Below are 23,099 nucleotides of genomic sequence, written 5' to 3'. Positions count from 1 at the left end.
GTCTCTCGTCACCCGAGGACCGGTTCGTCGTCGGGCCTCGCCGTGCGTGCTTCCGCCACCGCAAGGCCGGTGACCGAGCCGAGCATCAGCAGGGTGCCTGCCACGGTCGTGGGCGTCAGTCGCTCGCCGAGCAGGACGACGGCGAGGCCGGCCGCGCTCACCGGTTCGAGGAGCATGATCACGGAGACGGTGGCGGAGCGTACGACGGCCGCGGCGGCGAAGTAGAGGGCGTAGGCGAGGGCCGTCGGAACCGTCGCAATGTACCCGAGCAGCCACAGGACCCGGCCCGGCTGGGCGGTGTGCGGTACCAGCCCCTCGGCCAGGGCGAACGGCAGCACGCACAGGCTGGTGACCGCGAACGTCCAGACGGCCGTCTCGGACGCCTCGGTCCCGCCGTCGCGGCCCCATCGCCGGGTCAGCAGGGTCATGGCCGAGCCGCCGGCCGCCGAGACGAGCGCGAGCAGGACCCCCGACGGGCGTACGGTCGCCGCCGGGCCCAGTGACAGAACGGCGAGGCCGGCGAGCGCCCCGCCGACGGCGACCGTGCCGCCGGTGCCGAGGCGTTCGCCCAGGGTCAGCCGCGCCCCGAGCGCGACGAGCACGGGTCCGGCACCGAGCGCGACGACGGTCGCCACGGCCAGGCCGGTGGCCTCGACGGACGCGAAGTACGCCGTCTGGAAGACGGCGAGCCCGAGGCCGGTCGCCATGGTCCGCAGCACCTTCCGGCGGAGCGGTTCGGACACGGCCACGGCGGGACGGACCCGCGAACGTCGGGACAGGCGGACGGCGAGCAGCAGCACGAACCCGGCCGCGCAGCGCCAGAAGGACAGGGCGAGGGGGCCGAGGTCACTGGCCCGGTAGACCAGGGAGGCGGCCGCGCCCGCGGTACCCCAGGCGACACCGGCGATGGTCAGGTAGAGCAGGCCTCGCCCGACGGGCAGGCCGAGAGCAGCATTCGACACGAGTGGTCTCCGCAGAGGTGCAGAAGTGCGAGGAGGAGCCCCTGTCGGCGGGGTCCGTGGACTTCTTCTGCGGGCAGCACCGTTCCGCCCGGCGGTGCCGGGCGTGGATTCCGGAGGCCCGCCTCAGGCGGCCGGAGGCGGAAGGACCAGCGCGTTCCGATGCATGATCGGCAGCCTAGGCGGGTGTTTCCCGGGGCGACAACTCCCTTTCGGGGCCGCCGCTCGCGACCGGTTCCCCGGAGCCCTTCGTGGGCGCGGAGGACTGTGCGATGAACGCACCGAGCAGTACGACCGCGCCCCCGATGATCTGCGGCGCGGAGAGGTGCTCGCCGAGGAGAACCCAGGCCAGTACGGTCGCGATGACCGCTTCGAGGCAGGCCACGACGCCGGCGACCTGGGGGGAGAGACGGCGGACGGAGACCACTCCGGTGACGTACGCCAGGACCGTGGCGATCAGCACGATCCAGGCGAGCAGGAAGGCGGCCGGAACCGGATTGCCGTTCATGTGGGCGTCGCCCTTGAGGACGGACCAGTCCATGGTCCAGGGGCGGGCCACGGCGGTCAGCACGAGGGCGCCGACGAGCAGGCCGTACGCGATCACGCCGAGCGGGTCGGGGGCCTCGTCGCCGGCGTCGCTGCCCTGGTCGGACAGGACGAAGTAGCCGACCTGACAACAGGCCGCGCAGAGCGCGAGCAGCAGTCCTACGGCGTCGAAGCTCAGGCCTGTCCACACCTCGACGACGCAGGCGAGTCCACCGGCCGCGAGGACCACACCGAGCGCGGCGGCGCGGGTGACCGGACGGTGCTGCACGAACCGCACCCAGCCGAGCACGAGGGCGGGTGCCAGGTACTCGACGAGCAGCGCGACCCCTACGGGTATGCGGGAGATCGCGGCGAAGTAGCAGGCCTGGACACCGGCGACGGCGAGCAGTCCGAAGCCGAGGAGCAGTGCGGGGCGGCGGCGGACGAGCGCGCGATGGCGTACGGCGAGCGGCAGCATCACGAGGGCCGCGCCGGCCACGCGCAGCCACACCACGTGCAGCGGGTCGAGGCCCGCCTCGATCAGCGGCTTCGCCGCGACACCGGATCCCCCGAAGGCCAACGCGGACCCGAGCGCCAGACCGAGCCCGACACCCTTCCCGCCTTCGGCGGCACTGCTCTCAGACGTATGCACCAGCACATGATGGCAGGCGATGACAGGAGCGTCATCCCTGTTGACACCTGTCTCGATGCTTGGACGGCTGGGTGATGGACGGGGCGGGGCGCGTGGGCGAGGGCCACGGGGGCGGCGAACCGACCGGTGCGGTCAGCAACCCGTCTCCGTGCCCCCGACGTACTCCCCCAACCGGCTCTCGATCCACACCAGCACCTCGGGCGACTCGATTCCGGCGCGGTGGAGGACCTCGACGGCGCGGGCCTCGGGGTCCGCGACGATCGCGGCGAGGAGGTCGATGCCGCAGGCCAGGTCGGCGTCGCGGAGTTCGGCGCGCTCGCAGGCGTACTCCAGGGCACCCGCGGCCAGGGGCGACCAGCCCTCCGCCGCGGTGACCACGGGGATCGCGCCGGAGTCCTCGACGGTGCCCTGCCAGCGGAGGCCGTAGCCGATGCTGCGTTGGACGAGGTAGCCGAGGAGCCGGGCGATCTGCGGGCCGTCGCCGAAGACGGCGCGTGCCTCGGGGTCGGACTCCAGGAGGCTGTGCAGCAGGTGGGCCGTGTCGATCTGGCGGTCCCCGTCCCGCAGAGCCCGGCGGCGCGCACCGGCGACCACCGCTGCCAGCTCTGCATTGAGCCTCGCATCGTGGTCCGCGCGGTGAATTCCCTGCTCGCGGGTCGACTGCCTGGGGATCTGGGGTTGCACACTCTCACCCCATCAGTCCCCCGCACTGAGGGCATCCCCGGAGGGAAGCATTTCGTCGTCCCACACAGAGTGGACCCGGTGCGACGGAATCTCCTCCTTACGGATGAGATCACGCGCCGCAACCCTGAGAGGCGCGCGCCTCCCCGCCGCGCGCCCCGTGCGCAACCGCGCTGCACCCGGCGTACGTCTTTCGCGAACGTGGAGAGCAGGTGCTGGCTGGTGGAGCTGCCGGCGGTCGACGGCAGGCAGTACGTGTACCGGGTGTACGCCCCGGAGGACGCACTGCTCGCCGACCTGTTCTGGGACGCGTGGCACTGTCACGACGAGAGCGCCCACCCGCGCGCGTGGGATCTGTTCGACGCGGCGGTGATACGACAGGTCAGCTGAACCCCGCGGGCACAGGGACGAGTGCACGCACACAATTCCTGACGGTTCATCAGTATTGAATGTTGCGCGCCCTGCGGCTACGTTCCGCGACACCGTAGCCCGATACGAAGAGGTGGTCGCATGGCCGAAATCAGCGCGGAGGCCCGCATCGAGGCCCCGGCCGAGAAGGTGTGGGCACAGCTCACGGACTGGTCCGCGTACGGCGAGTGGAACGCGACCCACACCAACTTCCCCAAGGGCGGCCCGGAAGTCCTCGAAGTGGGCGGGACCTTCCAGGAGAACATGAAGCTGATGGGCTTCCCGGCCGAAGTCGAGTGGACCGTCGCGGAGTTGGAACCGGCCCGCGTGCTGGCCATCCGCGGCAAGGGCCCGATGGCCGTGAACGTCGCCACGCGCTACACGCTCACACCCGACGGCGACGCCACGACGGTCCGTATCGACGGCGAGTTCACGGGTGCGGCGGTGTCGTTGATGGCCGGCAAGCTGAAGGACTCGGGGACGGCCGCCCTGAACGAGTCGCTGCGCAAACTGGCCGGGCTGGTGACCTGAGGACGGCGCCGGGGCACCGCAGGAACGGGAACGCGCACAGGGAAGGCGCCCCACGGAAGTTCCGTGAGGCGCCTTGGCCTGCCACCTCTTCCGACCCGGAGGACATCAGTCCTCGTCGGCCAGAATCAGGTACAGCTTCTTACGGGCGTCGTTGATGACGGTCAGCGCCTTCTCGCGCTGCTCCTTGCTGCCGGTCTTCCAGACCTGGCCGAAGGCCTCCATCAGACCGAAGCCGGCCTGGCGGATCTCAGTGAGGGCCTCCCAGTCGACACCGCGGGAAGCCTCTTCCCAGGGGGCGTCCGGGCCTTCCTCGGCCGCGGTGCGGCCGGCCTCGGTGAGGGCGAACAGCTTCTTGCCGCCCTCCGACTCACTGGCGATCAGGCCCTCGTCCTCCAGCAGCTGCAGGGTGGGGTAGACCGAGCCGGGGCTCGGCTTCCACGCGCCGCCACTGCGCTCGGCGATCTCCTGGATCATCTCGTAGCCGTGCATCGGCCGGTCCTTGAGGAGGGCCAGGATCGACGCACGTACGTCGCCGCGCCGCGCCCTGCCGCCCCTCGGGCCGCCGCGCCCTCGTCCGCCCCAGGGGCCGGGACCGAAGCCCGGTCCGAAGCCGGGGCCACCGGGACCGCCCGGCCCACCGGGCCCGAAGGGACCGAAAGCCCCACGCCGCCCGTCAGGGCCACCCCGGCCGCGCCGGGAGGGGCCGTCCTGTCCATGTCCACGCTCGTATCCGTGGGTACGCATCGCAATCACTCCATTCCATCGTTGATCTGTCGCGATGCGTCAACGATATATCGGGACCGTTCGGATGGCAACCCCTTCCGACAACCCGGTGCGACGGCCCGGTCCGGCAGTCCCGTCCGCCCCCTTCCGACGGCACCCCCTAGAGTCACCGGCGTGACCGAGCAGCCGCCTTCCTATCTCGCCGCGATCCGGGAGTCGTACGACACCGTCGCCGCCGACTACGCCCAACTCGTCAAGGAACCGGGCGAGTTGGACCCGCTGTCACGTGCGATGCTGGCCGCGTTCGCCGAGGCCGTGCGGGCGGCCGACCTCGGGCCGGTGGCGGATCTGGGGTGCGGGCCCGGCAAGATCACGGCCCATCTGGCGGGCCTTGGGGTCCCGGTCTTCGGTATCGATCTCTCCCCGAAGATGATCGAACTGGCCCGGCGCGCCCACCCGAGCCTGACCTTCACCGTGGGCTCGATGACCGCACCGCCGATCGAGGACGACGAGCTCGGCGGCATCCTCGCCCACTACTCCACCCACCACACGCCGCCCGACCAACTACCCGGCGTCTACGCCGAGTTCCACCGCACACTCGCGCCCGGCGGCCTTTTGATGCTGGCCGGCCATGTCGGAGACGACCAACTCGTGCGCCCGACGCAGGCGTACGGCGGACACCCCGTGTCCTACGAGTCCCACCTGCTCCCGCCGGACCGGATCGCCGAGTTGCTCGCCCGGGCCGGACTCACACTCACCGCACGCCTCGTCCTGGAACCGGCCGAGGGGGCGAAGCGGACGCACGCAGCCTTCCTGGCCCGGAAACCGGAACGCTCCTCGGCGTCCTAGGCCGTGTCCGCAAAGTCCTGCCTACCCCTCTTCGGGCGGACGACGGGACTTTGCCGACACGACCCAGCGGCCCGCGGTGCAGGTGGGCCGGTGGCACCCGTTCGCCAGCCACCGCCACCGTCGCCGCAACCGGCAATTCGCCGACGGCACCCCGCACTTCGCCCCCGTCCCCGCCAGGTCCCCGCCCCCGCCCCCGCCCCCGAATCGGTCCAGTCCCCCCGAATTGGCCTTGGCCCGCGGCTCCACGCAGCCCCTAGCGTCGAGCCATGCGGATTCGAATCGTGGACGCCTTCACCGACCGTCCCTTCGCCGGCAACCCGGCCGGGGTGCTGCTTCTCGACGCCTTTCCGGCGGACGACTGGCTCCGGCACGTCGCGCTGGAGGTCAATCACGCCGAGACGGCGTTCGCGCACCGGCTGCCCGAGGGCGGGGACGCCGACTGGGCGTTGCGGTGGTTCACGCCGACCACCGAGGTCGCGATGTGCGGGCACGCGACCCTCGCCACGGCCCATGTCCTGCACACCACCGGCGCCCACGAGGGCACCGTGCGGTTCGCCACCCGCAGTGGTGTGCTCATCGCCACGCCGGCACCGGACGGGTCCGTCACCCTCGACTTCCCGACCGCCCCGCTCACCCCCGTCGAGATCCCGGACGGCGTCGCCGAGGCCCTGGGTGCCGAGCCGCTCACCGCGTTCGACACCGGCCGGAACATCCGCGACCTCCTCGTCGAACTCGCCGACGAGAAGACCGTCGTAGGACTCGCCCCGGACCACAAGGCCCTCGCCGCCCACTCCGAGCGCGGCATCATCGCCACCGCCCGTGCCGAAGACCCCGGCCGGGGCTACGACTTCGTCTCCCGCTGCTTCTTCCCGAACGTCGGTATCGACGAGGACCCGGTCACCGGGAGTGCGCACACGGCGCTGGCTCCCTACTGGTCCGAGCGGCTCGGGAGCACCGTCCTCACCGGCTTGCAGGCCTCGGCCCGCTCCGGGCTCGTCCGTACCGAACTGCGCGGCGACCGGACTCTGTTGACCGGTCGCGCGGTCACGGTCATCGAGGGTGAGTTGCTCGCCTGAGCCTCAAGAGGCCTGCCCCGCACAGGACTTACGCCGTCGGCAGCCAGCCCACCTTTCCCGCGAGCAGCGCATAGCCGACGAACGCCCCGATGTCGAGCAGGGAATGCGCCACCACCAAGGGACCCACCCGGCCCCAGCGCCGGTACAGGTACACGAACACCACGCCCATCACCATGTTGCCGACGAAGCCGCCGATGCCCTGGTAGAGGTGGTAGCTACCGCGCAGTACGGAACTGGCCACGAGCGCGGTGCCCGGCGTCCAGCCCAACTGGCCGAGGCGGCGCAGGAGATAGCCCACCACGATCACTTCTTCGAGGATCGCGTTCTGCATCGCGGAGAGGATCAGGACCGGGTACTTCCACCAGACGTCGGGCAGCGCCTCCGGCACCACCGTGAGGTTGAAGCCGAGGCCGCGGGCCGCCAGGTAGAAGGCGATTCCGGTGCTGCCGATCACCGCCGCGATCCCCGCCCCGCGGCCCAGGTCGGGCCAGGGGCGGGTGCGGTCGAAGCCGATCGTGCGCAGGCTCGCGCCCTCTCTCAGAAGGAAGTGCGCGACGAGCGCGACGGGGACGAGTGCCGACGCGATCCCGAACAACTGCCAGGCGAGATCCAGCCAGGGACGGCCCGGTGCGGCCGAGGCGTTGAGGGTGGCCGCCTGGTCCTTGAGGCCCCCCGGTTTCGTGACCGATCCGACAAAGCTGATCAGGGCGGACACTCCACTCGCACCGAGCGAAAGCCCCAGAACGAGCAGTGCCTCGGACCGGAGAATCCGCCGCGTCGGCCGCTCCAGCGGAAAAGTTTCGGCCACCTGCCCTGCCTCCACCTGCACACCTGCCTTCAGTTCGGAAATCCCGCCTCATGCCCATCTTCGCCCCGCTAGGGTCTCGAAAGAACATACGAAGATCGTGCGCGACAGGCCGTTGGGGGGACGGACGCCGTACGGGGCGAACCTTCCCCATGTCTGCCATACGGCCGCATACCGGCACGAGGTTCAACAGGGAGGGGCACCACCGTCATGGGACGTCACAGCTTGCCCGATCAGTACGGGGCGGGCGGCAGCGACCCCCGGCCTCGGGCGCGCCGCCGTTCGGTGGCCATCGCCACGGTGCTCGTGCTGACCGTCGCCGGCGGTACCGCGGTAGCGGTGCAGAGCGGGTTGCTCTCCTTCGGTTCCTCCTGCCGGAAGGACGCGGTACGGCTGAAGCTCGCCGCCTCCCCGGACATGGCTCCCGCGCTGCGTGCGGCGGCCGGACAGGCGCGCGACGAGAACATCACGTCCGACGGGCAGTGCCTGAACATCTCGGTGACCGCCCAGGAGTCGTACAAGTTCGCGGACACGCTCAAGGCGGGCAAGCACCCGGACGTTCAGGTGTGGGTGCCCGACTCGGAGCTGTGGGTGAGCCAGGTGACGTCGGCTGCCGACGCCGACGCGACGGAGGTGACCCCTGCGGGCAACGTGGCCTCCACGCCGGTCGGTATGGCGATGGTCCCGACCGCCGCGAAGTCGCTGGGGTGGCCGCAGAAGACGTACACCTGGCTGGACCTGGCCGGTGCCACCCTGCGGGACGACTCGCTCCGGCTGGGTGCGGCCGACCCGGCGCGCAGCGCGACCGGGCTGCTCGCGCTGACGCAGCTGAGTACGGCCGCCGCCAAGGTCAAGGACGGGGCCACGCAGGCCGCGGCGATGATGAAGACGTTGTCGCAGCGGATCTCGGACACCGACAGCCAGGTCCTGGACACGCTGCCGCGCAACTCCTCGGGCACCGAGCAGGGCAATCCGAAGCGCAACCAGGCGCTGGTCCTCAGCGAGCAGTCGGCGTTCGCGTACAACGCCTCGGCCGACGGCGACGGACGTCTCGACCTCTTCTATCCGAAGGACGGCTCCCCGCGGCTCGACTACCCGTACAACCTGGTCGACCAGGAGCGGCTGACGACGGACGAGAGCCGGGCCGCGATCCGGTTCATCACCTATCTGAACCAGCCGGCGCAGCAGAAGCTCATGGAGAAGCACGGCTTCCGCACCGATGACGACGACGCGCCGAAGGCGGTGGTCGCCGAGGCCGGCGGCATCAGTCCGCAGCCGTACGCCGCCGCCCCGGTCGAGGCGGCATCCGACGCGGCGCTTCAAGAGGCCCTGGGTACCTGGACGATCACGGTGCAGAGCGCGCGGATCACCACGGTCGTCGACGCGTCCGCCTCGATGTCGGAGTCGGTGCCGGGAACCGGGCAGTCGCGGATGGACGTCACCAAGGCGTCGCTGCTGCAGGCGCTGGCCACGTTCACGCCCGAGGACGAGATCGGGCTGTGGGAGTTCTCGACGAAGCTCGACGGCGACAAGGACTACCGCGTCCTGGTGCCGACCGAGCGGCTCGGCGACCGCAAGGGCAGCGGCACCCAACGGGACTCCCTGTCGGCGGCGTTCGGCTCGCTGAAGCCCGTACCGAACGGGGCGACCGGGCTCTACGACACCACGCTCGCCGCGTACAGGGCGGCCACGTCCTCTTATGTGAAGGGGAAGTTCAACGCGCTGGTCATTCTGACCGACGGGGTCAACCAGGATCCGGGCAGCATCTCCCGCTCGACGCTCGTCAAGGAGTTGCAGCAACTCGCCAGCCCCGAGCGGCCGGTGCCGCTGATCATGATCGCGGTGGGTCCGGAGGCCGACAAGGACGAGGCCCGGCAGATCGCCGAGGCGACCGGCGGCTCGGGCCACGAGGTGAGCAACCCGGCCCAGATCCAGTCGGTGATCCTCCAGGCCATCGTGGCGGCGGGCGCGTCGGGCGCCTCCGCCAACGCGGGCTGAAACAGCCGCAGTTCACCCCAGCGGCACCGGCTCCGGCAGCCCCACGGGCCACGTGTGGACGGGCTCCCCGAGGTGCATCAACTCGCTGTAGCGGCGGGTGGTGGCGGCCAGCGCGGCCTCCCTGCCGAGGCCCTGTTCCAGGGCGCGGTGGAAGGTGGCGGACTGCCAGGTCGCGCCGTTGGCCCGGCGCCGACACCGTTCGTCGATCACGCCCAAGTACAGGTCCCGGTCGGCCGGTTCGACCCCCCACGCGTCCAGGCCGGCCTCCGCGAGCGGCAGCAGTTCGTCGCGTACGAGGGCCACCGCGTCGATCTCGGTGGTGCCGCCGAGGCGTCCGCGCCGGGGCCAGAGCAGGCGGGCGTCGATGCCGTGGCGGCAGGCGGTGTCGAAGTTGGCGGCGGCGGCCTCGAAGGGCAGCCGGGTCCACACCGGCCGCGACTCCTCGGCGAGGGCGCGGACGACGCCGTAGTAGAAGGCGGTGTTGGCGATGACGTCGGTGACGGTGGGGCCTGCGGGCAGGACGCGGTTCTCGACGCGCAGGTGCGGGACGCCGTCGGCGATGCCGTAGACCGGGCGGTTCCAGCGGTACACCGTGCCGTTGTGCAGGACGAGTTCGGCGAGGGTGGGGATGCCGCCGGTGTCGAGGACGTCGAGGGGTTCCTCGTCGTCGTGGATCGGGAGCAGGGGCGGGAAGTAGCGCAGGTTCTCCTCGAAGAGGTCGTACGCCGACGTGACCCAGCGTTCGCCGAACCAGGTGCGGGGGCGGACGCCCTGGGCCTGGAGTTCGGGCGGGCGGGTGTCGGTGGCCTGCTGGAACAGCGGGGGCCGGGACTCGCTCCACAGCTCGCGGCCGAACAGGAAGGGCGAGTTGGCTCCTACGGCGACCTGTACGGCGGCGACGGCCTGGGCCGCGTTCCACACGTCGGCGAAGCGGTCCGGGGTGACCTGGAGGTGCAACTGCACGGAGGTGCAGGCGGCTTCGGGTGCGATGGAGCCCGAGGTGCAGGTGAGGTGCTCGACGCCGTCGATGTCGAGGACGAAATCCTCGCCGCGGGCGGCCACGATCTGGTCGTTGAGCAGGGTGTAGCGGTCGACCGCGGAGAGGTTCGAGGAGACCAGGTCGTCCCGGTCGAGCGTCGGCAGAATGCCGATCATCAGTATTCCGGCGTCGACCTCGCCCGCTTTCCGATGGGCATATGCCAGCGACGTGCGGATCTCCTCGGCGAGCCGGTCGAATACCCGGCCTTCCAATCGGTGTGGGGCAATGTTGACTTCCAGATTGAACATGGCGAGTTCTGTTTGGAAATCTCGGCTTGCGATGCGTTCCAGCACTTGCCCATTCAGCATTCTCGGCATGCCGTCGGCACCGACGAGGTTGAGCTCGATCTCCAGCCCCATGAGGTTCTTGGGGCGGTCGAACCGCTTCTCGGCCAGCAGCCGCTCCAGTCCCGTCAGGCACCGCCGCAGCTTGTCGCGGTAGCGCCGGCGGTCGGCCAGCTCGATCGGCCCTGCCACGACCTTCTCCCCCACGATGCGTCACCTCCTCGTCACACTCGTCCCCGGGTCAGGAAGGATGATGCCCAGACCTGGCGATCGATAACGTCCCCGGACCGGCCCGGAGCCCGCTACTCTGGTCGGACGTGATCCGCGGCACATTCACGAGGCATGCGGCAGCGAGCAGTTCCCGCACAATGAAGACCTCGTGAAAAACGCCGACGAGAATTGGCCGACCGCGCGGGTGACATATCCCGAGGTCATCGCCGTATACGCCGTTCGGAACCGGGATGATTCCCGTGAATCGCTGGCCGAATAGCCCCTTGTTGTTCATACGGGAAACGGTTAGACGAAACATCGCCTGAACACGTGTCGTATAAACTCCGCGAACAAGGCAGAAGGTTGGCGCCCACGGTCATGGTCCTGCCGTCCAGGTGACGTGCGGCAGGCCGTACGCATGTTCACAGCACCCGGCCCCGGCCTCCCTGACCCCGAGAGCTGACAGCGCCGTCCGCCCCCCGTCCCGCCCTCGCGCCACCGTGCCTGTCGAATGAGAGGCGACCCATCATGCCGCTGCATGTCCCCCCGGCTCCCGCGCCCGCCCTGCGCTCCGTTCTCACGGCACTCGGTTCCCCCACCGCAGTCCGCGAGGCCCGAACACCGTCCCTGCGCGCGGCCCAGGGACCGGCAACCCCCGAACTCCCTCTGCCCGTCCATGTGTTGGACAGCGTCACCCCGGAAGGGACGGCCGTCACCCGGCTGGCCGGGTGGCGTTTCCTGATCCGCTGCGGTGACCGCGCGGTCGCCGCGGCCGAGACGATGCTGACTCCCGACGGCTGGGCGTTCTCGCACTTCTTCGAGGGCCCCTACATCGCCGCGACCGAGCGGGCCCTGCGCCAGGCCGAGAACATGAAGGGCGCCTACCAGCCGCGCCTCCTGTCCGTGCCCGGCCTCTACATGCTCACGCTGTGGCTGCACGGCGATCTCACCGCGGACGGCGCCGACGGCCACCCCGCCGCGTCCGATCTGCTGGTCCCGCTGGCCCCGGCACCGCCCGGCATCGCGGCCCACCGGCCGCACCGGGTCGCCGAGTTGCTGCCGGTGCTGACCCATCGGGTGACTCCCGCGCCCCTGCTCGGCTCCCCCGCCTGACTTTCCCCTCCGTCACCTCCGTACCCCGCCGCCGAATTCCCGGCAGCGGGGTACGATCGCGTTTCCGGCCCTTATTACGCTCGTAACGCTCGTACGAGCAGGAAAAAGCTCGTACGAGCCGGGAATTGGGATGAACCGTCCGCGCGGGTGATGCGTCATCAACCTGTGAGAAGCGGTGCTGCTAAATCCCTGCGGATTGACGTCCATGGGGCAACACTGGGTTCGGACCGACTCAACACCACGGGGGACGGACATGACCACAACAGAGCGAGAGATCCCACCAATGTGCAAGCACCAGCCACCGTGTCCCACAGCCGAATCCGCCGACCGGGAATCCGCCCGCCTCATGGCGCACCACCCGGAACAGGGCTGGAGCCTGCTGTGCAACGGCGTTCTCCTGTTCGAGGACACCGGTGAGCTCCTGCCCGACGGCCAGATCATCGCCCCGCACCGCCAGGTGGTGACGGCCGCCTGAACACCACCACGGGCGGTACCGCCGCACCGCCCGTCGCTGTGCACTGCAAGAACTAGAGGGGCCGGCCGCACACACTCGGTGCGCACCGGCCCCGACGCGTATCCGGGGTTGTTCACTCCCCGTAGTCGGCCGTTATCGCAACGCCTCACGGAGCGCGTAATAGGCCGGTTTCGCATTCAGTTGCTCGTCCCACGGAAGTGCCGCCCCCTCGCCCGGGAAGAACGCCGGAATCCACGAATACCTGTCCGTGTAATCCCAGACGGTCACCCCCACACACCGGCGCACCGCGAGGCACGCCCCGGTCAGGTCCCGGTACCAGGTCGCCTGCTCCGTCAACTTGGCGTCGGTCGCCGGAAGTTGCATACGGACGTCGACCTCGGTGAACGCGGTATCCAGCCCGAGGCGGGAGAAGCGGCGGAGGTTGTTCTCCAGGGTCGTCGGATAGCCGTACTGGAGGGCCAGGTGCGCCTGGAGCCCGATGCCGTCCAACGGCACGTGCTGGGCCTTGAGTTGCTTCGCGAGGGCGTAGTACGCGTCGCTCTTCGGGCCGGTCGCCTCGATGTTGTAGTCGTTGAGGTACAACTTGGCCTGCGGGTCGGCCTGGTGCGCCCAGCGCAGGGCGTCGGCGATGTAGCCGGGGCCGAGCGTCCGGTACCAGATGGTGTCGCGGTAGGTACCGTCCTCGTTGAGCGCCTCGTTGACGACGTCCCAGGAGTAGACCTTGCCGCGGTAGTGCCGTACCTCGGTGGTGATGTGCTTCTTGAGTACGGCCCTCAGCTCGTCCGCCGTCCAGGTGCCGGACGTGAGCCAGTCGGGCAGTTGGCTGTGCCAGACCAGGGTGTGGGCGCGGACCCGCTGGTGGTTCGCGCGGGCGAGGTCGACGATCTGGTCGCCGTTCGTCCAGTCGAAGACGCCCTGTCGGGGCTCGGTGGCGTACCACTTCATGCCGTTGCCCGGGGTGATCATGTCGAACTCGCTGCCGAGGATCGAGGTGTACGCGGTGTCGGTCAGCTCCGGGTTGTCGGTGGCGCTGCCGAAGTAACGGCCGTGGCGCTCGGCGAGTTGGGCGAGGGTGCGCGGACTCTCGTGAGCCTGGGCGGGCGGGCCGGTGGCGATGCCCGCCGCGATGAGGACGGCGACGAGGGTGCCCGCGAGTCTCAGTCTGTTTCTGGGCATGGTGCGACTCCTGTCCATGGGTGAGTGGTACGTGAAGTGGCGCCCGTGCTGGCGAGGATCGAAACTTTCGGAGTCAATCCAGAAAGTTGTGCTACTGCCGCTCGTAGTCGAACCAGTCGAAGGCCGCCTCGCCCTCGGTCACGAACATGCCGATCACCCGCCCGGTGAAGCCTCCGGCGACCTGGGTGGAGAGATAGCGCCCGTCCAACTCGGCGAGTTCTACGGCTCCTTCGGGGCCCACGACGGAGAAGGCGAGGGTGTCGGGGCCGCGTGTGCCGACGTCGGCCGTGCTGATGCCGACGGCCAGGGTGACCGGCCCCGGCTCCACCGGGTGCTCGGCGATCCGCTGCCGTACCGGACCGATCCGGGCGACCACGCTCACCACTCCCCCGGCGACCTCGATGTCGTAGTGATGGGCCTCGTCCATGCGGACGGAGAGGCCGGCGCGGCCGGAGCCGGGGTCGATCCGGGCGGACGCGCGGCAGTTGGAGTGCTGCTGCCTGCGCCCGAGGAACGCGGGGCCGGACTTCGCGTCGAGGGTCAGCCGGCCCGGACGGCGAGTCAGTGACCAGCTGTCGTCCGGCCTGGTGCGTGGGGAGATCCAGGAGAAGGCGAGGGTCGGGGCGTCGAAATCGTCGCGTACCGGCGGGAGTTCGAGGGGGTGCCAGGCCGCCGGAGCCGGGTGCTGTTCCCGTACCGGGCCGACCCTTGGCCAGCCGTCCACCCACTCCACCGGGGTCAGGAACGTCTCGCGGCCCAGCACGTGAAAGCCGGGGAACCAGCCCCGGGGCCGGGTGCCGAGCAGCACCATCCACCAGGTGCCGTCGGGGGCGGTGACCAGGTCGGCGTGGCCGGTGCTCTGGATGGGGAGGTCGGTGCTGCGGTGGGAGAGGATCGGGTTGGCGGGGGCCGGTTCGTAGGGGCCGCGCGGGGAGCAGGCGCGGGCGATGGAGACGCTGTGGCCGTCCGCGGTGCCGCCCTCGGCCAGCATCAGGTACCACCAGTCGCCCACGCGGTAGAGGTGCGGGGCTTCCGGGTGTTGGAGTCCGGTGCCGGACCAGATCGGGAGCGGGCCCTCCAGGACCTTGCCGGTCGTGGGGTCGATGCGGGCCACTTTCACTCCCGCGACGGCGCACCAGCAGTTGCCGTCCTCGTCCCAGGCGAGGTCGGGGTCGATACCGGGCACGTCGACGAGCACCGGGTCCGACCAGGGGCCCTCGGGCCGGTCGGCGGTGACGAGGAAATTGCCCTTGCCGCCCACCTCGGTGGTGATCAGGTAGAAGCGGCCGTCGTGGTGGCGGAGGGTCGGGGCGTAGATGCCGGCCGAGGCGGGGGTGTCGGCCGGGAGGTTCAACTGGCTCGGCCGGTCAAGGACGTTGCCCAGTTGGCGCCAGTGCACCAGGTCCCGGCTGTGGAAGAGCGGGACCCCGGGGAAGTACTCGAAGCTGGAGCACGCGAGGTAGTAGTCCTCGCCGACCCGGCACACGCTGGGATCGGGATGGAACCCGCCGATGACCGGGTTGTCGTAGGTCCGCATGCGCGTCAGCCCCTCCGTCCGGCCCGTTTTCGAAAGTTTCGGGCTGATTGACGAACGTTACGAAGCGGGACTGTAGGTGGATCCGTCAGCGGGGGCAAGGTCGGGCGCGGGGGCGAGTTGCAGGCTGAGCACCATGGTGAGGCCGCCGCCGGGTGTGTCCTCCGCGCTGAGCGTGCCGCCGAGGGCCTCGGTGAAGCCGCGGGCGACGGCGAGTCCGAGGCCCACTCCGGCGCCGCGCGGGGCGTCGCCGTAGCGCTGGAAGGGTTCGAAGATGCGGTTCTTGGCCTCGTCGGGGACGCCGGGGCCGCGGTCGACGACCCGGATCTCGACGCGGTCGGCGATGGCACTTGCCTTGACCAGTACGGGAGTTCGCTCCGGGCTGTACTTGACCGCGTTCTCGACGATGTTGGCGACGGCCCTTTCCAGCAGGCCCTTGTCGACAGGGACCATGGGCAGGCTTTCGGGGATGTCGAGTTCGACGCTGTCCTCGGGGACCCCGCCCAGTGCCATCGGGATCACCTCGTCGAGGTCCGCCTCGCGGATGATCGGGGTGACCGTGCCGGTCTGGAGGCGGGACATGTCGAGGAGGTTCCCGACGAGGTTGTCGAGGCGGTCGGCGCCGTCCTCGATGCCTTCCAGCAGCTCCGCCTGGTCCTCGTCCGACCAGGCGACGTCCTCGGAGCGGAGCGAGGAGACGGCCGCCTTGATGCCGGCGAGGGGCGTGCGCAGGTCGTGGCTCACGGCGGCGAGGAGTGCCGTGCGGATGCGGTTGCCCTCGGCCAACGCGCGTGCCTGGTCGGCCTCTTCGCGCAGGCGACGGCGGTCCAGGACGACGACGGCCTGTGCGGCGAAGGCGGCCAGGACGCGACGGTCCTCGGCCGGCAGGACCCGGCCGGAGAGGGCGAGGGCCATGTGGTCGCCGACCGGTACGTCGACGTCCGCGTCCTCCGGGTTCTGGCAGGGGCGGGGGCCCACGCTGCCCGCGCAGGTCCAGGGTTCGACGTCGCTCGCGCGCTCCAGCAGGGCGGCGGACTCCATGCCGAAGGTCTCCCGGACCCGCTCCAGGAGCGCTTCGAGGCTGGTCTCGCCGCGCAGCACATTGCCCGCGAGGAAGGAGAGGATCTCCGACTCGGCGCGCAGGCGGGCCGCTTGGTGCGTGCGCCTTGCCGCCAGGTCGACCACCGACGCGACGGACACCGCTACGGCCACGAAGATCGCGATGGCGACGATGTTCTTGGGGTCGGCGATGGTGAAGGTGTGCACGGGCGGGGTGAAGTACCAGTTCAGGAGCAGCGATCCGACCGCCGCCGAGGCCAGCGCCGGGAACAGCCCACCGAGCAGGGCCGCCGCTACGGTCAGGGTCAGGTACAGCAACATGTCGTTGGCCAGGCCCACTTCGGGCGCGACACTGCTCAACAGCCAGGTCAGCAGCAGCGGTCCGCCGATTCCGGCCAGCCAGCCCCAGACGATCCGGGCCCGGCCGAGCCGCGCGCCCCGGTTCACGGGCAGTCCGCGCCCCTTGCCCGCCTCGTCGTGGGTGATGAGGTGGACGTCGAGATCGGGACCGGACTCACGGGCGACCGTCGAGCCGACGCCGGGTCCGAAGACGTACTGCCATCCCTTGCGGCGGGAGACGCCGAGGACGATCTGGGTGGCGTTCACTCCGCGCGCGAAGTCCAGCAGCGCCACCGGGATGTTCTCGCCCACGACTTGGTGGAAGGTGCCGCCCAAGTCCTCGACCAGGGTGCGCTGTTGGGCCAATTCTTTCGGGGAGGCGGAGGTCAGTCCGTCGCTGCGGGAGATGTAGACCGCCAACACCTCACCGCCCGCGCCCTTTTCGGCGAGGCGCGCGGCCCGGCGGATGAGCGTACGTCCCTCCGGACCGCCGGTCAGGCCTACGACGATCCGCTCGCGCGAACCCCAGATCGCCGAGACGCGATGTTCGCTGCGGTACTCCTGGAGGTAGGCGTCGACCCGGTCGGCGAGCCAGAGCAGCGCCAACTCCCTTAGGGCGGTGAGGTTTCCGGGCCGGAAGTAGTTCGAGAGGGCCGCGTCGACCTTGTCCGGCTTGTAGATGTTGCCGTGGGCCATCCGGCGTCGTAGCGCGGGTGGTGACATGTCGACCAGCTCGATCTGGTCGGCGCGGCGGACGACCTCGTCCGGGACGGTCTCCTGTTGCCGTACGCCGGTGATGGACTCGACGATGTCGCCCAGGGATTCCAGGTGTTGGATGTTGACGGTCGAGACGACGTCGATGCCGGCGGCGAGGATTTCCTCGATGTCCTGCCAGCGCTTGGCGTTGCGGGAGCCGGGGATGTTGGTGTGCGGCAGTTCGTCGACCAGGGCCACCTCGGGGTGGCGGGCGAGGACCGCGTCGACGTCCATCTCGGTGAACTGCGTGTCCCGGTAGGAGAGTTCGCGGCGCGGGATCTCCTCCAGGCCGTGCAGCATCACCTCGGTGCGCGGTCTGCTGTGGTGTTCCACGAAGGCGACCACGCAGTCGGTGCCCCGCTCGATTCGCCGGTGCGCCTCGGACAGCATCGCGTACGTCTTGCCGACGCCCGGTGCCGCGCCGAGGTAGATCCGGAGCTTGCCGCGTCCCATGTCATCCTTCGAAGCGGTAGCCCATGCCGGGCTCGGTGATCAGATAGCGGGGGCTCGACGGATCCCCCTCCAACTTCCGGCGCAACTGGGCCATGTAGACCCGGAGATAGTTGGTCTTGTTGCTCTGGGACACCCCCCACACCTCCTGCAACAGGTACTTCTGGGTGATCAGGCGGCCCGGGTTGGTGACCAGGATCTCCAGCAGATGCCACTCGGTGGGGGTGAGCCGGATGTCGTGTCCGGCGCGGGTGGCCTTCTTGGCGAGCAGGTCGATGGTGAAGTCGTCGGTGGTGACCAGGGTGGTCGCCGGGGCGAGCGGCACGTCCTCGACGCGGCGGACGGCGGCCCGTAGTCGGGCCAGGAGTTCGTCCATGCTGAACGGCTTGGTGATGTAGTCGTCGGCGCCCGCGTCGAGGGCGGCGACCTTCTCGTCGGAGGCCTGCCGCGCCGACAGCACCAGGATCGGGACCCGGGTCCAGCCGCGCAGCGCCTTGATGACGTCGACGCCGTCCATGTCGGGCAGTCCGAGGTCGAGCATCACGACGTCCGGCTGCCGCGCGGCCGCGAGCCGGAGCGCGGTGGCTCCGTCGGGGGCCGCGTCGACGCCGTACTGGCGGGCCTGCATGTTGATCACGAGGGCCCGTACGAGCTGCGGGTCGTCCTCCACCACCAGCACCCGTGTCATGGAGGTGTGCCTTTCGTGTGGTCCCTGGCATGGCGGCGGGAGTCGGCGGCGCCGGGATCTCTCCCGGGTCGCCGACTCCCCTGCCGGTCGCGTAACGCCATCAGCTCTTCGTCACAAGGGACTTGAGCGCGATGTTGAGCTCCAGCACGTTCACTGTGGGCTCGCCGATGAAGCCGAGGGTGCGGCCGTCGGTGTGCGCGTCGACCAGCTTCCGCACCTGGGCGACGGACAGGCCGTTCTTCTCGGCGATGCGGTGGACCTGGAGGTCCGCGTACGCCGGGGAGATGTCCGGGTCCAGGCCGGAGCCGGAGGACGTCACCGCGTCGGCGGGCACCTGGGACGCCTTGACCGTGTAGCCGGGCACCGAGTTGTCCTTGATGACGGCGGCCTTGGCGTCCTTCACCTGCTGGACCAGCACCTTGCTGTCGGCGGAGAGGTTGGTGGCACCGGAGAGGATCAGCTTGTACTGGGTGTTGATGCTGTTGGCGCCGAGACCGTTCTGCGGGCGGCCCTGGAACCACTTCAGGTCCGGGTCCGGGGTCTCCTGGCCCTTCTTCAACGGCAGGTTGTACGACTGCCCGATGAGCGAGGAGCCGACGACCTTGCCGTCCGCCTTGATCTCCGAGCCGTTCGCCTTGCCGGGGAAGATCCCCTGGGCGATGCCGGTGACGACCAGCGGGTAGATGACGCCCGTCACCAGGGTCAGCACGAGCAGGGCGCGCAGGCCCGCCCAGAGCAACCGGGCTGTATTCGATAGCGAGTTGTTCATGCCGATCAGCCGATTCCGGGGATGAGTGAGATGAGGAGGTCGATGATCTTGATGCCGATGAAGGGGGCGATCAGTCCGCCGATGCCGTAGATCCCGAGGTTGCGGCGGAGCATCTTGTCGGCGCTGACCGGCCGGTACTGCACGCCCCGCAGGGAGAGCGGGACCAGCGCGATGATGACCAGCGCGTTGAAGATGACCGCGGAGAGGATCGCGGAGTCGGGCGAGGCCAGGTGCATGATGTTGAGCTTGTCCAGGCCCGGGTAGACGGCCGCGAACAGCGCCGGGATGATCGCGAAGTACTTCGCGACGTCGTTGGCGATGGAGAACGTCGTCAACGCGCCCCGGGTGATGAGGAGTTGCTTGCCGATCTCGACGATCTCGATGAGCTTGGTCGGGTTCGAGTCGAGGTCGACCATGTTGCCGGCCTCCTTCGCGGCCGACGTGCCCGTGTTCATCGCGACGCCGACGTCCGCCTGGGCCAACGCGGGCGCGTCGTTCGTCCCGTCACCGGTCATCGCGACCAGCTTGCCGCCGGCCTGCTCCCGCTTGATGAGCGCCATCTTGTCCTCGGGAGTGGCCTCCGCGAGGAAGTCGTCGACGCCCGCCTCCTCGGCGATCGCCTTGGCGGTCAGCGGGTTGTCGCCCGTGATCATGACGGTCTTGATGCCCATGCGGCGCAGCTCGTCGAACCGTTCGCGCATGCCCGCCTTGACGACGTCCTTGAGGTGGATGACGCCCAACACCCGTGCGCCTTCGGTGTCTTCGACCGCCACGAGCAGCGGGGTGCCGCCGGCCGCGGAGATCCGGTCGGTGAGCGCTCCGGCATCCTCGGACACCTCGCCGCCCCGCTCCCGGACCCAGGTGACGACCGAACCGGCCGCGCCCTTGCGGATCTTGCGCCCGTCGACGTCCACACCCGACATACGGGTCTGGGCGGTGAAGGCGATCCACTCGGCGTGGGCCAACTCGCCTTGGTGGCGCTCGCGCAGGCCGTACTTCTCCTTCGCGAGGACGACGATGGAACGGCCCTCGGGCGTCTCGTCGGCCAGCGAGGAGAGCTGGGCGGCGTCGGCCACCTCGGCCTCGGTGGTGCCGGTCACCGGTACGAACTCGGAGGCCTGACGGTTGCCGAGGGTGATGGTGCCGGTCTTGTCCAGCAGCAGCGTGGACACATCGCCCGCGGCCTCAACTGCCCTGCCGGACATGGCCAGTACGTTCCGCTGGACGAGGCGGTCCATGCCCGCGATGCCGATCGCGGAGAGCAGCGCGCCGATCGTGGTCGGGATGAGGCAGACCAGCAGAGCCACCAGCACGATCATCGTCAGGTGGGTGCCCGCGTAGTCGGCGAACGGCGGCAGCGTGGCACAGGCGAGCAGGAACACGATGGTGAGGGACGCCAACAGGATGTTCAGGGCGATCTCGTTGGGCGTCTTCTGCCGGGCGGCGCCCTCGACCAGGGCGATCATCCGGTCGATGAAGGTCTCGCCGGGCTTCGTCGTGATCTTGATGACGATGCGGTCGGAGAGGACCTTCGTACCACCGGTGACAGCGCTGCGGTCGCCGCCGGACTCACGGATGACGGGCGCGGACTCGCCGGTGATGGCCGACTCGTCGACGCTCGCGACGCCCTCTACGACGTCACCGTCGCCGGGGATGATGTCGCCGGCTTCGCAGACGACCAGATCACCGATACGCAGCTCGGTGCCGGGGACCTGCTCCTCGACGGTGCCGTTGAGGCGACGGGCCACCGTGTCGGTCTTGGCCTTGCGCAGGGTGTCGGCCTGCGCCTTGCCGCGGCCCTCGGCGACGGCCTCCGCCAGGTTGGCGAAGATGACGGTCAGCCACAGCCAGACACTGATCGCCCAGCCGAACCAGTCGCCCGGGTCCTTGAAGGAGAAGATCGTGGTCAGCACGGACCCGATCCACACCACGAACATCACGGGCGACTTGACCATCACCCGCGGGTCCAGCTTGCGGCAGGCGTCGGGCAGGGACCTGATCAGCTGCTTCGGGTCGAACAGGCCCGCGCCGACACGTCCCTCGTCCTTGTGACCGGTCGGCACATCGCTGTGCGGCGCCCGGGTCGGAGTGGCAGTGGACATCGAGTCCTCTTGGTTTTCTTGGTTGTCTATGCGGGTGGTCATGACGCCAGCCCCTCGGCCAGCGGTCCCAGCGCCAGCGCCGGGAAGTAGGTCAGACCGGTGATGATGAGGATCGCGCCCACCAACAGGCCGGTGAACAGCGGCTTTTCGGTGCGCAGAGTTCCTGCCGTGACCGGCACCGGCTTCTGCTCGGCGAGCGAACCGGCCAGCGCCAGCACGAACACCATCGGCAGGAAACGGCCGAGCACCATCGCGAGTCCGGTCATGGTGTTGAACCAGTCGGTGTTCGCGTTCAGACCGGCGAATGCCGAGCCGTTGTTGTTGGCGGCTGAGGTGAAGGCGTACAGCACCTCGGAGAAGCCGTGCGCGCCGGAGTTCAGCATGGAGTGCGGCGGGGTCGGCAGCGCCATGGAGGCGGCCGCGAAGATCAGCACCAGGGCCGGGGTAATCAGGATGTAGCAGGCCGCGAGCTTCATCTCGCGGGTGCCGATCTTCTTGCCCAGGTACTCGGGCGTACGGCCGACCATGAGCCCGGCGATGAACACCGCGATGACTGCCATGATCAGCATTCCGTACAGCCCGGAGCCGGTACCACCGGGCGCGATCTCGCCCAACTGCATTCCCAGGATGGTGATTCCGCCGCCGAGACCGGTGAACGAGGAGTGGAAGGAGTCCACCGCGCCCGTCGAGGTCAGCGTCGTCGACACCGCGAAGATCGAGGAGGCGCCGACACCGATGCGCGTCTCCTTGCCCTCCATCGCTCCGCCCGCGGCCTGCAACGCCGCGCCGTGGTGGGCGAATTCGGTCCACATCATCAGGGCGACGAAGCCGACCCAGATGGTGGCCATGGTGGCGAGGATCGCGTAGCCCTGCTTGATCGAGCCGACCATCACGCCGAAGGTGCGGGTCAGTGCGAACGGGATGACCAGCAGCAGGAAGATCTCGAAGAGGTTCGTGAAGGGCGTCGGGTTCTCGAAGGGGTGGGCGGAGTTGGCGTTGAAGTAGCCGCCGCCGTTGGTGCCGACTTCCTTGATGGCCTCCTGCGAGGCGACCGCGCCGCCGTTCCACTGCTGGTGCCCGCCCATGCTGCGCCCATTAAAAAATTGCCCGACCTCGTGAATGCCGGAGAAGTTCTGAATGGCGCCGCACGCCACGAGCACGAGCGCGGCGACGACCGACAGCGGCACCAGGATGCGGATGACGCCACGCACCAAGTCGGCCCAGAAGTTGCCGAGTTCACCGGTGCGCGAGCGCGCGAAGCCGCGTACGAGAGCCACGGCCACGGCGATACCGACGGCCGCGGAGACGAAGTTCTGCACGGCGAGACCGGCGGTCTGCACGACGTGACCCATGGTCTGCTCGCCGTAGTACGACTGCCAGTTGGTGTTCGTCACGAACGACACGGCCGTGTTGAACGACTGCGCCGGATTGACCGAGGAGAAGCCCAACGAGCCAGGCAGGATCCCTTGGATCCGCTGGAGGAGATAGAGGAAGAGAACACCGACCGCCGAGAAGGCGAGCACGCCGCGCAGGTACGCGGGCCAGCGCATCTCGGTGTTCGGATCGGCACCGATGCCCTTGTAGATCCACTTCTCGACCCGCCAGTGCTTGTCGGAGGAGTAGACCCTGGCCATGTAGTTGCCGAGGGGGATGTAGGCGAGTGCCAGCGCGCCTATGAGGGCGAGCAACTGGAGGACGCCTGCGAGTACGGGACCCATGTCGTGGCTCAGAACCTCTCCGGGAAGATCAGGGCGAGGACGAGATAGCCCAGCAGGGCGACGGCCACGACGAGGCCGACGATGTTCTCGGCGGTCACAGCTTCGTCACCCCCTTGGCGACGAGGGCCACCAGCGCGAAGACCGCGATCGTGGTGACGACGAAGGCCAGATCGGCCATCG

Annotated in this window: 21 protein-coding genes; 7 read left to right on the top strand and 14 right to left on the bottom strand. The window is 69.6% G+C overall.

Annotated elements, in window-relative coordinates; all coding sequences use genetic code 11:
• Positions 1 to 8 precede the first annotated feature (8 nt).
• The 3 genes from AB0I69_RS40025 to AB0I69_RS40015 form a co-directional block, all read right to left on the bottom strand.
• Complete coding sequence (locus tag AB0I69_RS40025) at positions 9 to 962, bottom strand: EamA family transporter (protein WP_363100694.1); 954 nt, start codon at positions 960 to 962, stop codon at positions 9 to 11.
• Between the two features lie 175 nt (positions 963 to 1,137).
• Positions 1,138 to 2,142 (bottom strand): EamA family transporter, encoded by a 1,005-nt coding sequence (locus tag AB0I69_RS40020; RefSeq protein ID WP_363100693.1) that lies wholly within the window; start codon positions 2,140 to 2,142, stop codon positions 1,138 to 1,140.
• A 126-nt stretch (positions 2,143 to 2,268) separates the two neighbouring features.
• Complete coding sequence (locus tag AB0I69_RS40015; protein WP_363100692.1) at positions 2,269 to 2,820, bottom strand: Clp protease N-terminal domain-containing protein; 552 nt, start codon at positions 2,818 to 2,820, stop codon at positions 2,269 to 2,271.
• Between the two features lie 219 nt (positions 2,821 to 3,039).
• Between AB0I69_RS40015 and AB0I69_RS40010 the strand changes: the two genes are divergently transcribed.
• Both AB0I69_RS40010 and AB0I69_RS40005 read left to right on the top strand, forming a co-directional pair.
• Positions 3,040 to 3,207 (top strand): hypothetical protein, encoded by a 168-nt coding sequence (locus AB0I69_RS40010; RefSeq protein WP_363100691.1) that lies wholly within the window; start codon positions 3,040 to 3,042, stop codon positions 3,205 to 3,207.
• Between the two features lie 120 nt (positions 3,208 to 3,327).
• A complete protein-coding gene (locus tag AB0I69_RS40005; protein WP_363100690.1) occupies positions 3,328 to 3,756 on the top strand; it encodes an SRPBCC family protein in 429 nt (142 codons plus the stop codon).
• A 105-nt stretch (positions 3,757 to 3,861) separates the two neighbouring features.
• On the opposite strand, the gene AB0I69_RS40000 is transcribed toward AB0I69_RS40005, so the two are convergent.
• The gene (locus AB0I69_RS40000; protein WP_363100689.1) at positions 3,862 to 4,500 is read right to left on the bottom strand and encodes a PadR family transcriptional regulator; all 639 of its coding nucleotides are present in this window, start codon (positions 4,498 to 4,500) and stop codon (positions 3,862 to 3,864) included.
• A 153-nt stretch (positions 4,501 to 4,653) separates the two neighbouring features.
• On the opposite strand from AB0I69_RS40000, the gene AB0I69_RS39995 reads away from it, so the two are divergent.
• Positions 4,654 to 5,328: a class I SAM-dependent methyltransferase gene (locus tag AB0I69_RS39995; RefSeq protein WP_363100688.1), complete on the top strand. Its 675-nt coding sequence runs from the start codon at positions 4,654 to 4,656 to the stop codon at positions 5,326 to 5,328.
• Between the two features lie 266 nt (positions 5,329 to 5,594).
• Complete coding sequence (locus AB0I69_RS39990; RefSeq protein ID WP_363100687.1) at positions 5,595 to 6,404, top strand: PhzF family phenazine biosynthesis protein; 810 nt, start codon at positions 5,595 to 5,597, stop codon at positions 6,402 to 6,404.
• Between the two features lie 28 nt (positions 6,405 to 6,432).
• On the opposite strand, the gene AB0I69_RS39985 is transcribed toward AB0I69_RS39990, so the two are convergent.
• The gene (locus tag AB0I69_RS39985; RefSeq protein ID WP_363100686.1) at positions 6,433 to 7,233 is read right to left on the bottom strand and encodes a type II CAAX endopeptidase family protein; all 801 of its coding nucleotides are present in this window, start codon (positions 7,231 to 7,233) and stop codon (positions 6,433 to 6,435) included.
• Positions 7,234 to 7,419: 186 nt separating this feature from the next.
• On the opposite strand from AB0I69_RS39985, the gene AB0I69_RS39980 reads away from it, so the two are divergent.
• On the top strand, positions 7,420 to 9,207 hold the full coding sequence (locus AB0I69_RS39980) for a substrate-binding and VWA domain-containing protein (protein WP_363100685.1): 1,788 nt from the start codon (positions 7,420 to 7,422) through the stop codon (positions 9,205 to 9,207).
• Between the two features lie 12 nt (positions 9,208 to 9,219).
• On the opposite strand, the gene AB0I69_RS39975 is transcribed toward AB0I69_RS39980, so the two are convergent.
• Positions 9,220 to 10,737 carry a glutamate-cysteine ligase family protein gene (locus tag AB0I69_RS39975; protein ID WP_363100684.1) on the bottom strand — a complete coding sequence of 506 codons (1,518 nt, stop codon included), beginning with the start codon at positions 10,735 to 10,737 and terminating at the stop codon, positions 9,220 to 9,222.
• A gap of 531 nt (positions 10,738 to 11,268) precedes the next feature.
• Between AB0I69_RS39975 and AB0I69_RS39970 the strand changes: the two genes are divergently transcribed.
• Both AB0I69_RS39970 and AB0I69_RS39965 read left to right on the top strand, forming a co-directional pair.
• Complete coding sequence (locus tag AB0I69_RS39970) at positions 11,269 to 11,853, top strand: hypothetical protein (protein ID WP_363100683.1); 585 nt, start codon at positions 11,269 to 11,271, stop codon at positions 11,851 to 11,853.
• Between the two features lie 283 nt (positions 11,854 to 12,136).
• Positions 12,137 to 12,328, top strand: coding sequence for a DUF5999 family protein (locus tag AB0I69_RS39965; protein ID WP_033283380.1), 192 nt, complete (start codon positions 12,137 to 12,139; stop codon positions 12,326 to 12,328).
• A 132-nt stretch (positions 12,329 to 12,460) separates the two neighbouring features.
• On the opposite strand, the gene AB0I69_RS39960 is transcribed toward AB0I69_RS39965, so the two are convergent.
• The 8 genes from AB0I69_RS39960 to kdpF form a co-directional block, all read right to left on the bottom strand.
• Positions 12,461 to 13,504 carry an endo-1,4-beta-xylanase gene (locus AB0I69_RS39960; protein ID WP_363100682.1) on the bottom strand — a complete coding sequence of 348 codons (1,044 nt, stop codon included), beginning with the start codon at positions 13,502 to 13,504 and terminating at the stop codon, positions 12,461 to 12,463.
• A gap of 91 nt (positions 13,505 to 13,595) precedes the next feature.
• A complete protein-coding gene (locus AB0I69_RS39955; protein WP_363100681.1) occupies positions 13,596 to 15,041 on the bottom strand; it encodes a glycoside hydrolase family 43 protein in 1,446 nt (481 codons plus the stop codon).
• Between the two features lie 57 nt (positions 15,042 to 15,098).
• On the bottom strand, positions 15,099 to 17,645 hold the full coding sequence (locus tag AB0I69_RS39950) for a sensor histidine kinase KdpD (protein ID WP_363100680.1): 2,547 nt from the start codon (positions 17,643 to 17,645) through the stop codon (positions 15,099 to 15,101).
• Position 17,646: 1 nt separating this feature from the next.
• Positions 17,647 to 18,330 (bottom strand): response regulator transcription factor, encoded by a 684-nt coding sequence (locus AB0I69_RS39945; RefSeq protein WP_363100679.1) that lies wholly within the window; start codon positions 18,328 to 18,330, stop codon positions 17,647 to 17,649.
• A gap of 100 nt (positions 18,331 to 18,430) precedes the next feature.
• Entirely contained in the window at positions 18,431 to 19,099 is a 669-nt protein-coding gene (locus AB0I69_RS39940; protein WP_363100678.1) for a potassium-transporting ATPase subunit C, read from the bottom strand.
• Positions 19,100 to 19,104: 5 nt separating this feature from the next.
• The gene (kdpB, locus tag AB0I69_RS39935; RefSeq protein ID WP_363100677.1) at positions 19,105 to 21,201 is read right to left on the bottom strand and encodes a potassium-transporting ATPase subunit KdpB; all 2,097 of its coding nucleotides are present in this window, start codon (positions 21,199 to 21,201) and stop codon (positions 19,105 to 19,107) included.
• Between the two features lie 38 nt (positions 21,202 to 21,239).
• A complete protein-coding gene (gene kdpA / locus AB0I69_RS39930; RefSeq protein ID WP_363100676.1) occupies positions 21,240 to 22,919 on the bottom strand; it encodes a potassium-transporting ATPase subunit KdpA in 1,680 nt (559 codons plus the stop codon).
• 8 nt (positions 22,920 to 22,927) lie between these two features.
• Positions 22,928 to 23,017 (bottom strand): K(+)-transporting ATPase subunit F, encoded by a 90-nt coding sequence (gene kdpF, locus AB0I69_RS39925; protein ID WP_016434100.1) that lies wholly within the window; start codon positions 23,015 to 23,017, stop codon positions 22,928 to 22,930.
• Positions 23,018 to 23,099 lie beyond the last annotated feature (82 nt).

The organism is Streptomyces sp. NPDC050508, assembly GCF_040655155.1.
In the GTDB taxonomy this organism is placed as follows: domain Bacteria; phylum Actinomycetota; class Actinomycetes; order Streptomycetales; family Streptomycetaceae; genus Streptomyces.
The sequence above is the reverse complement of the archived record's forward strand: the minus strand, read 5'-3'. Positions and strand labels throughout refer to the sequence as shown.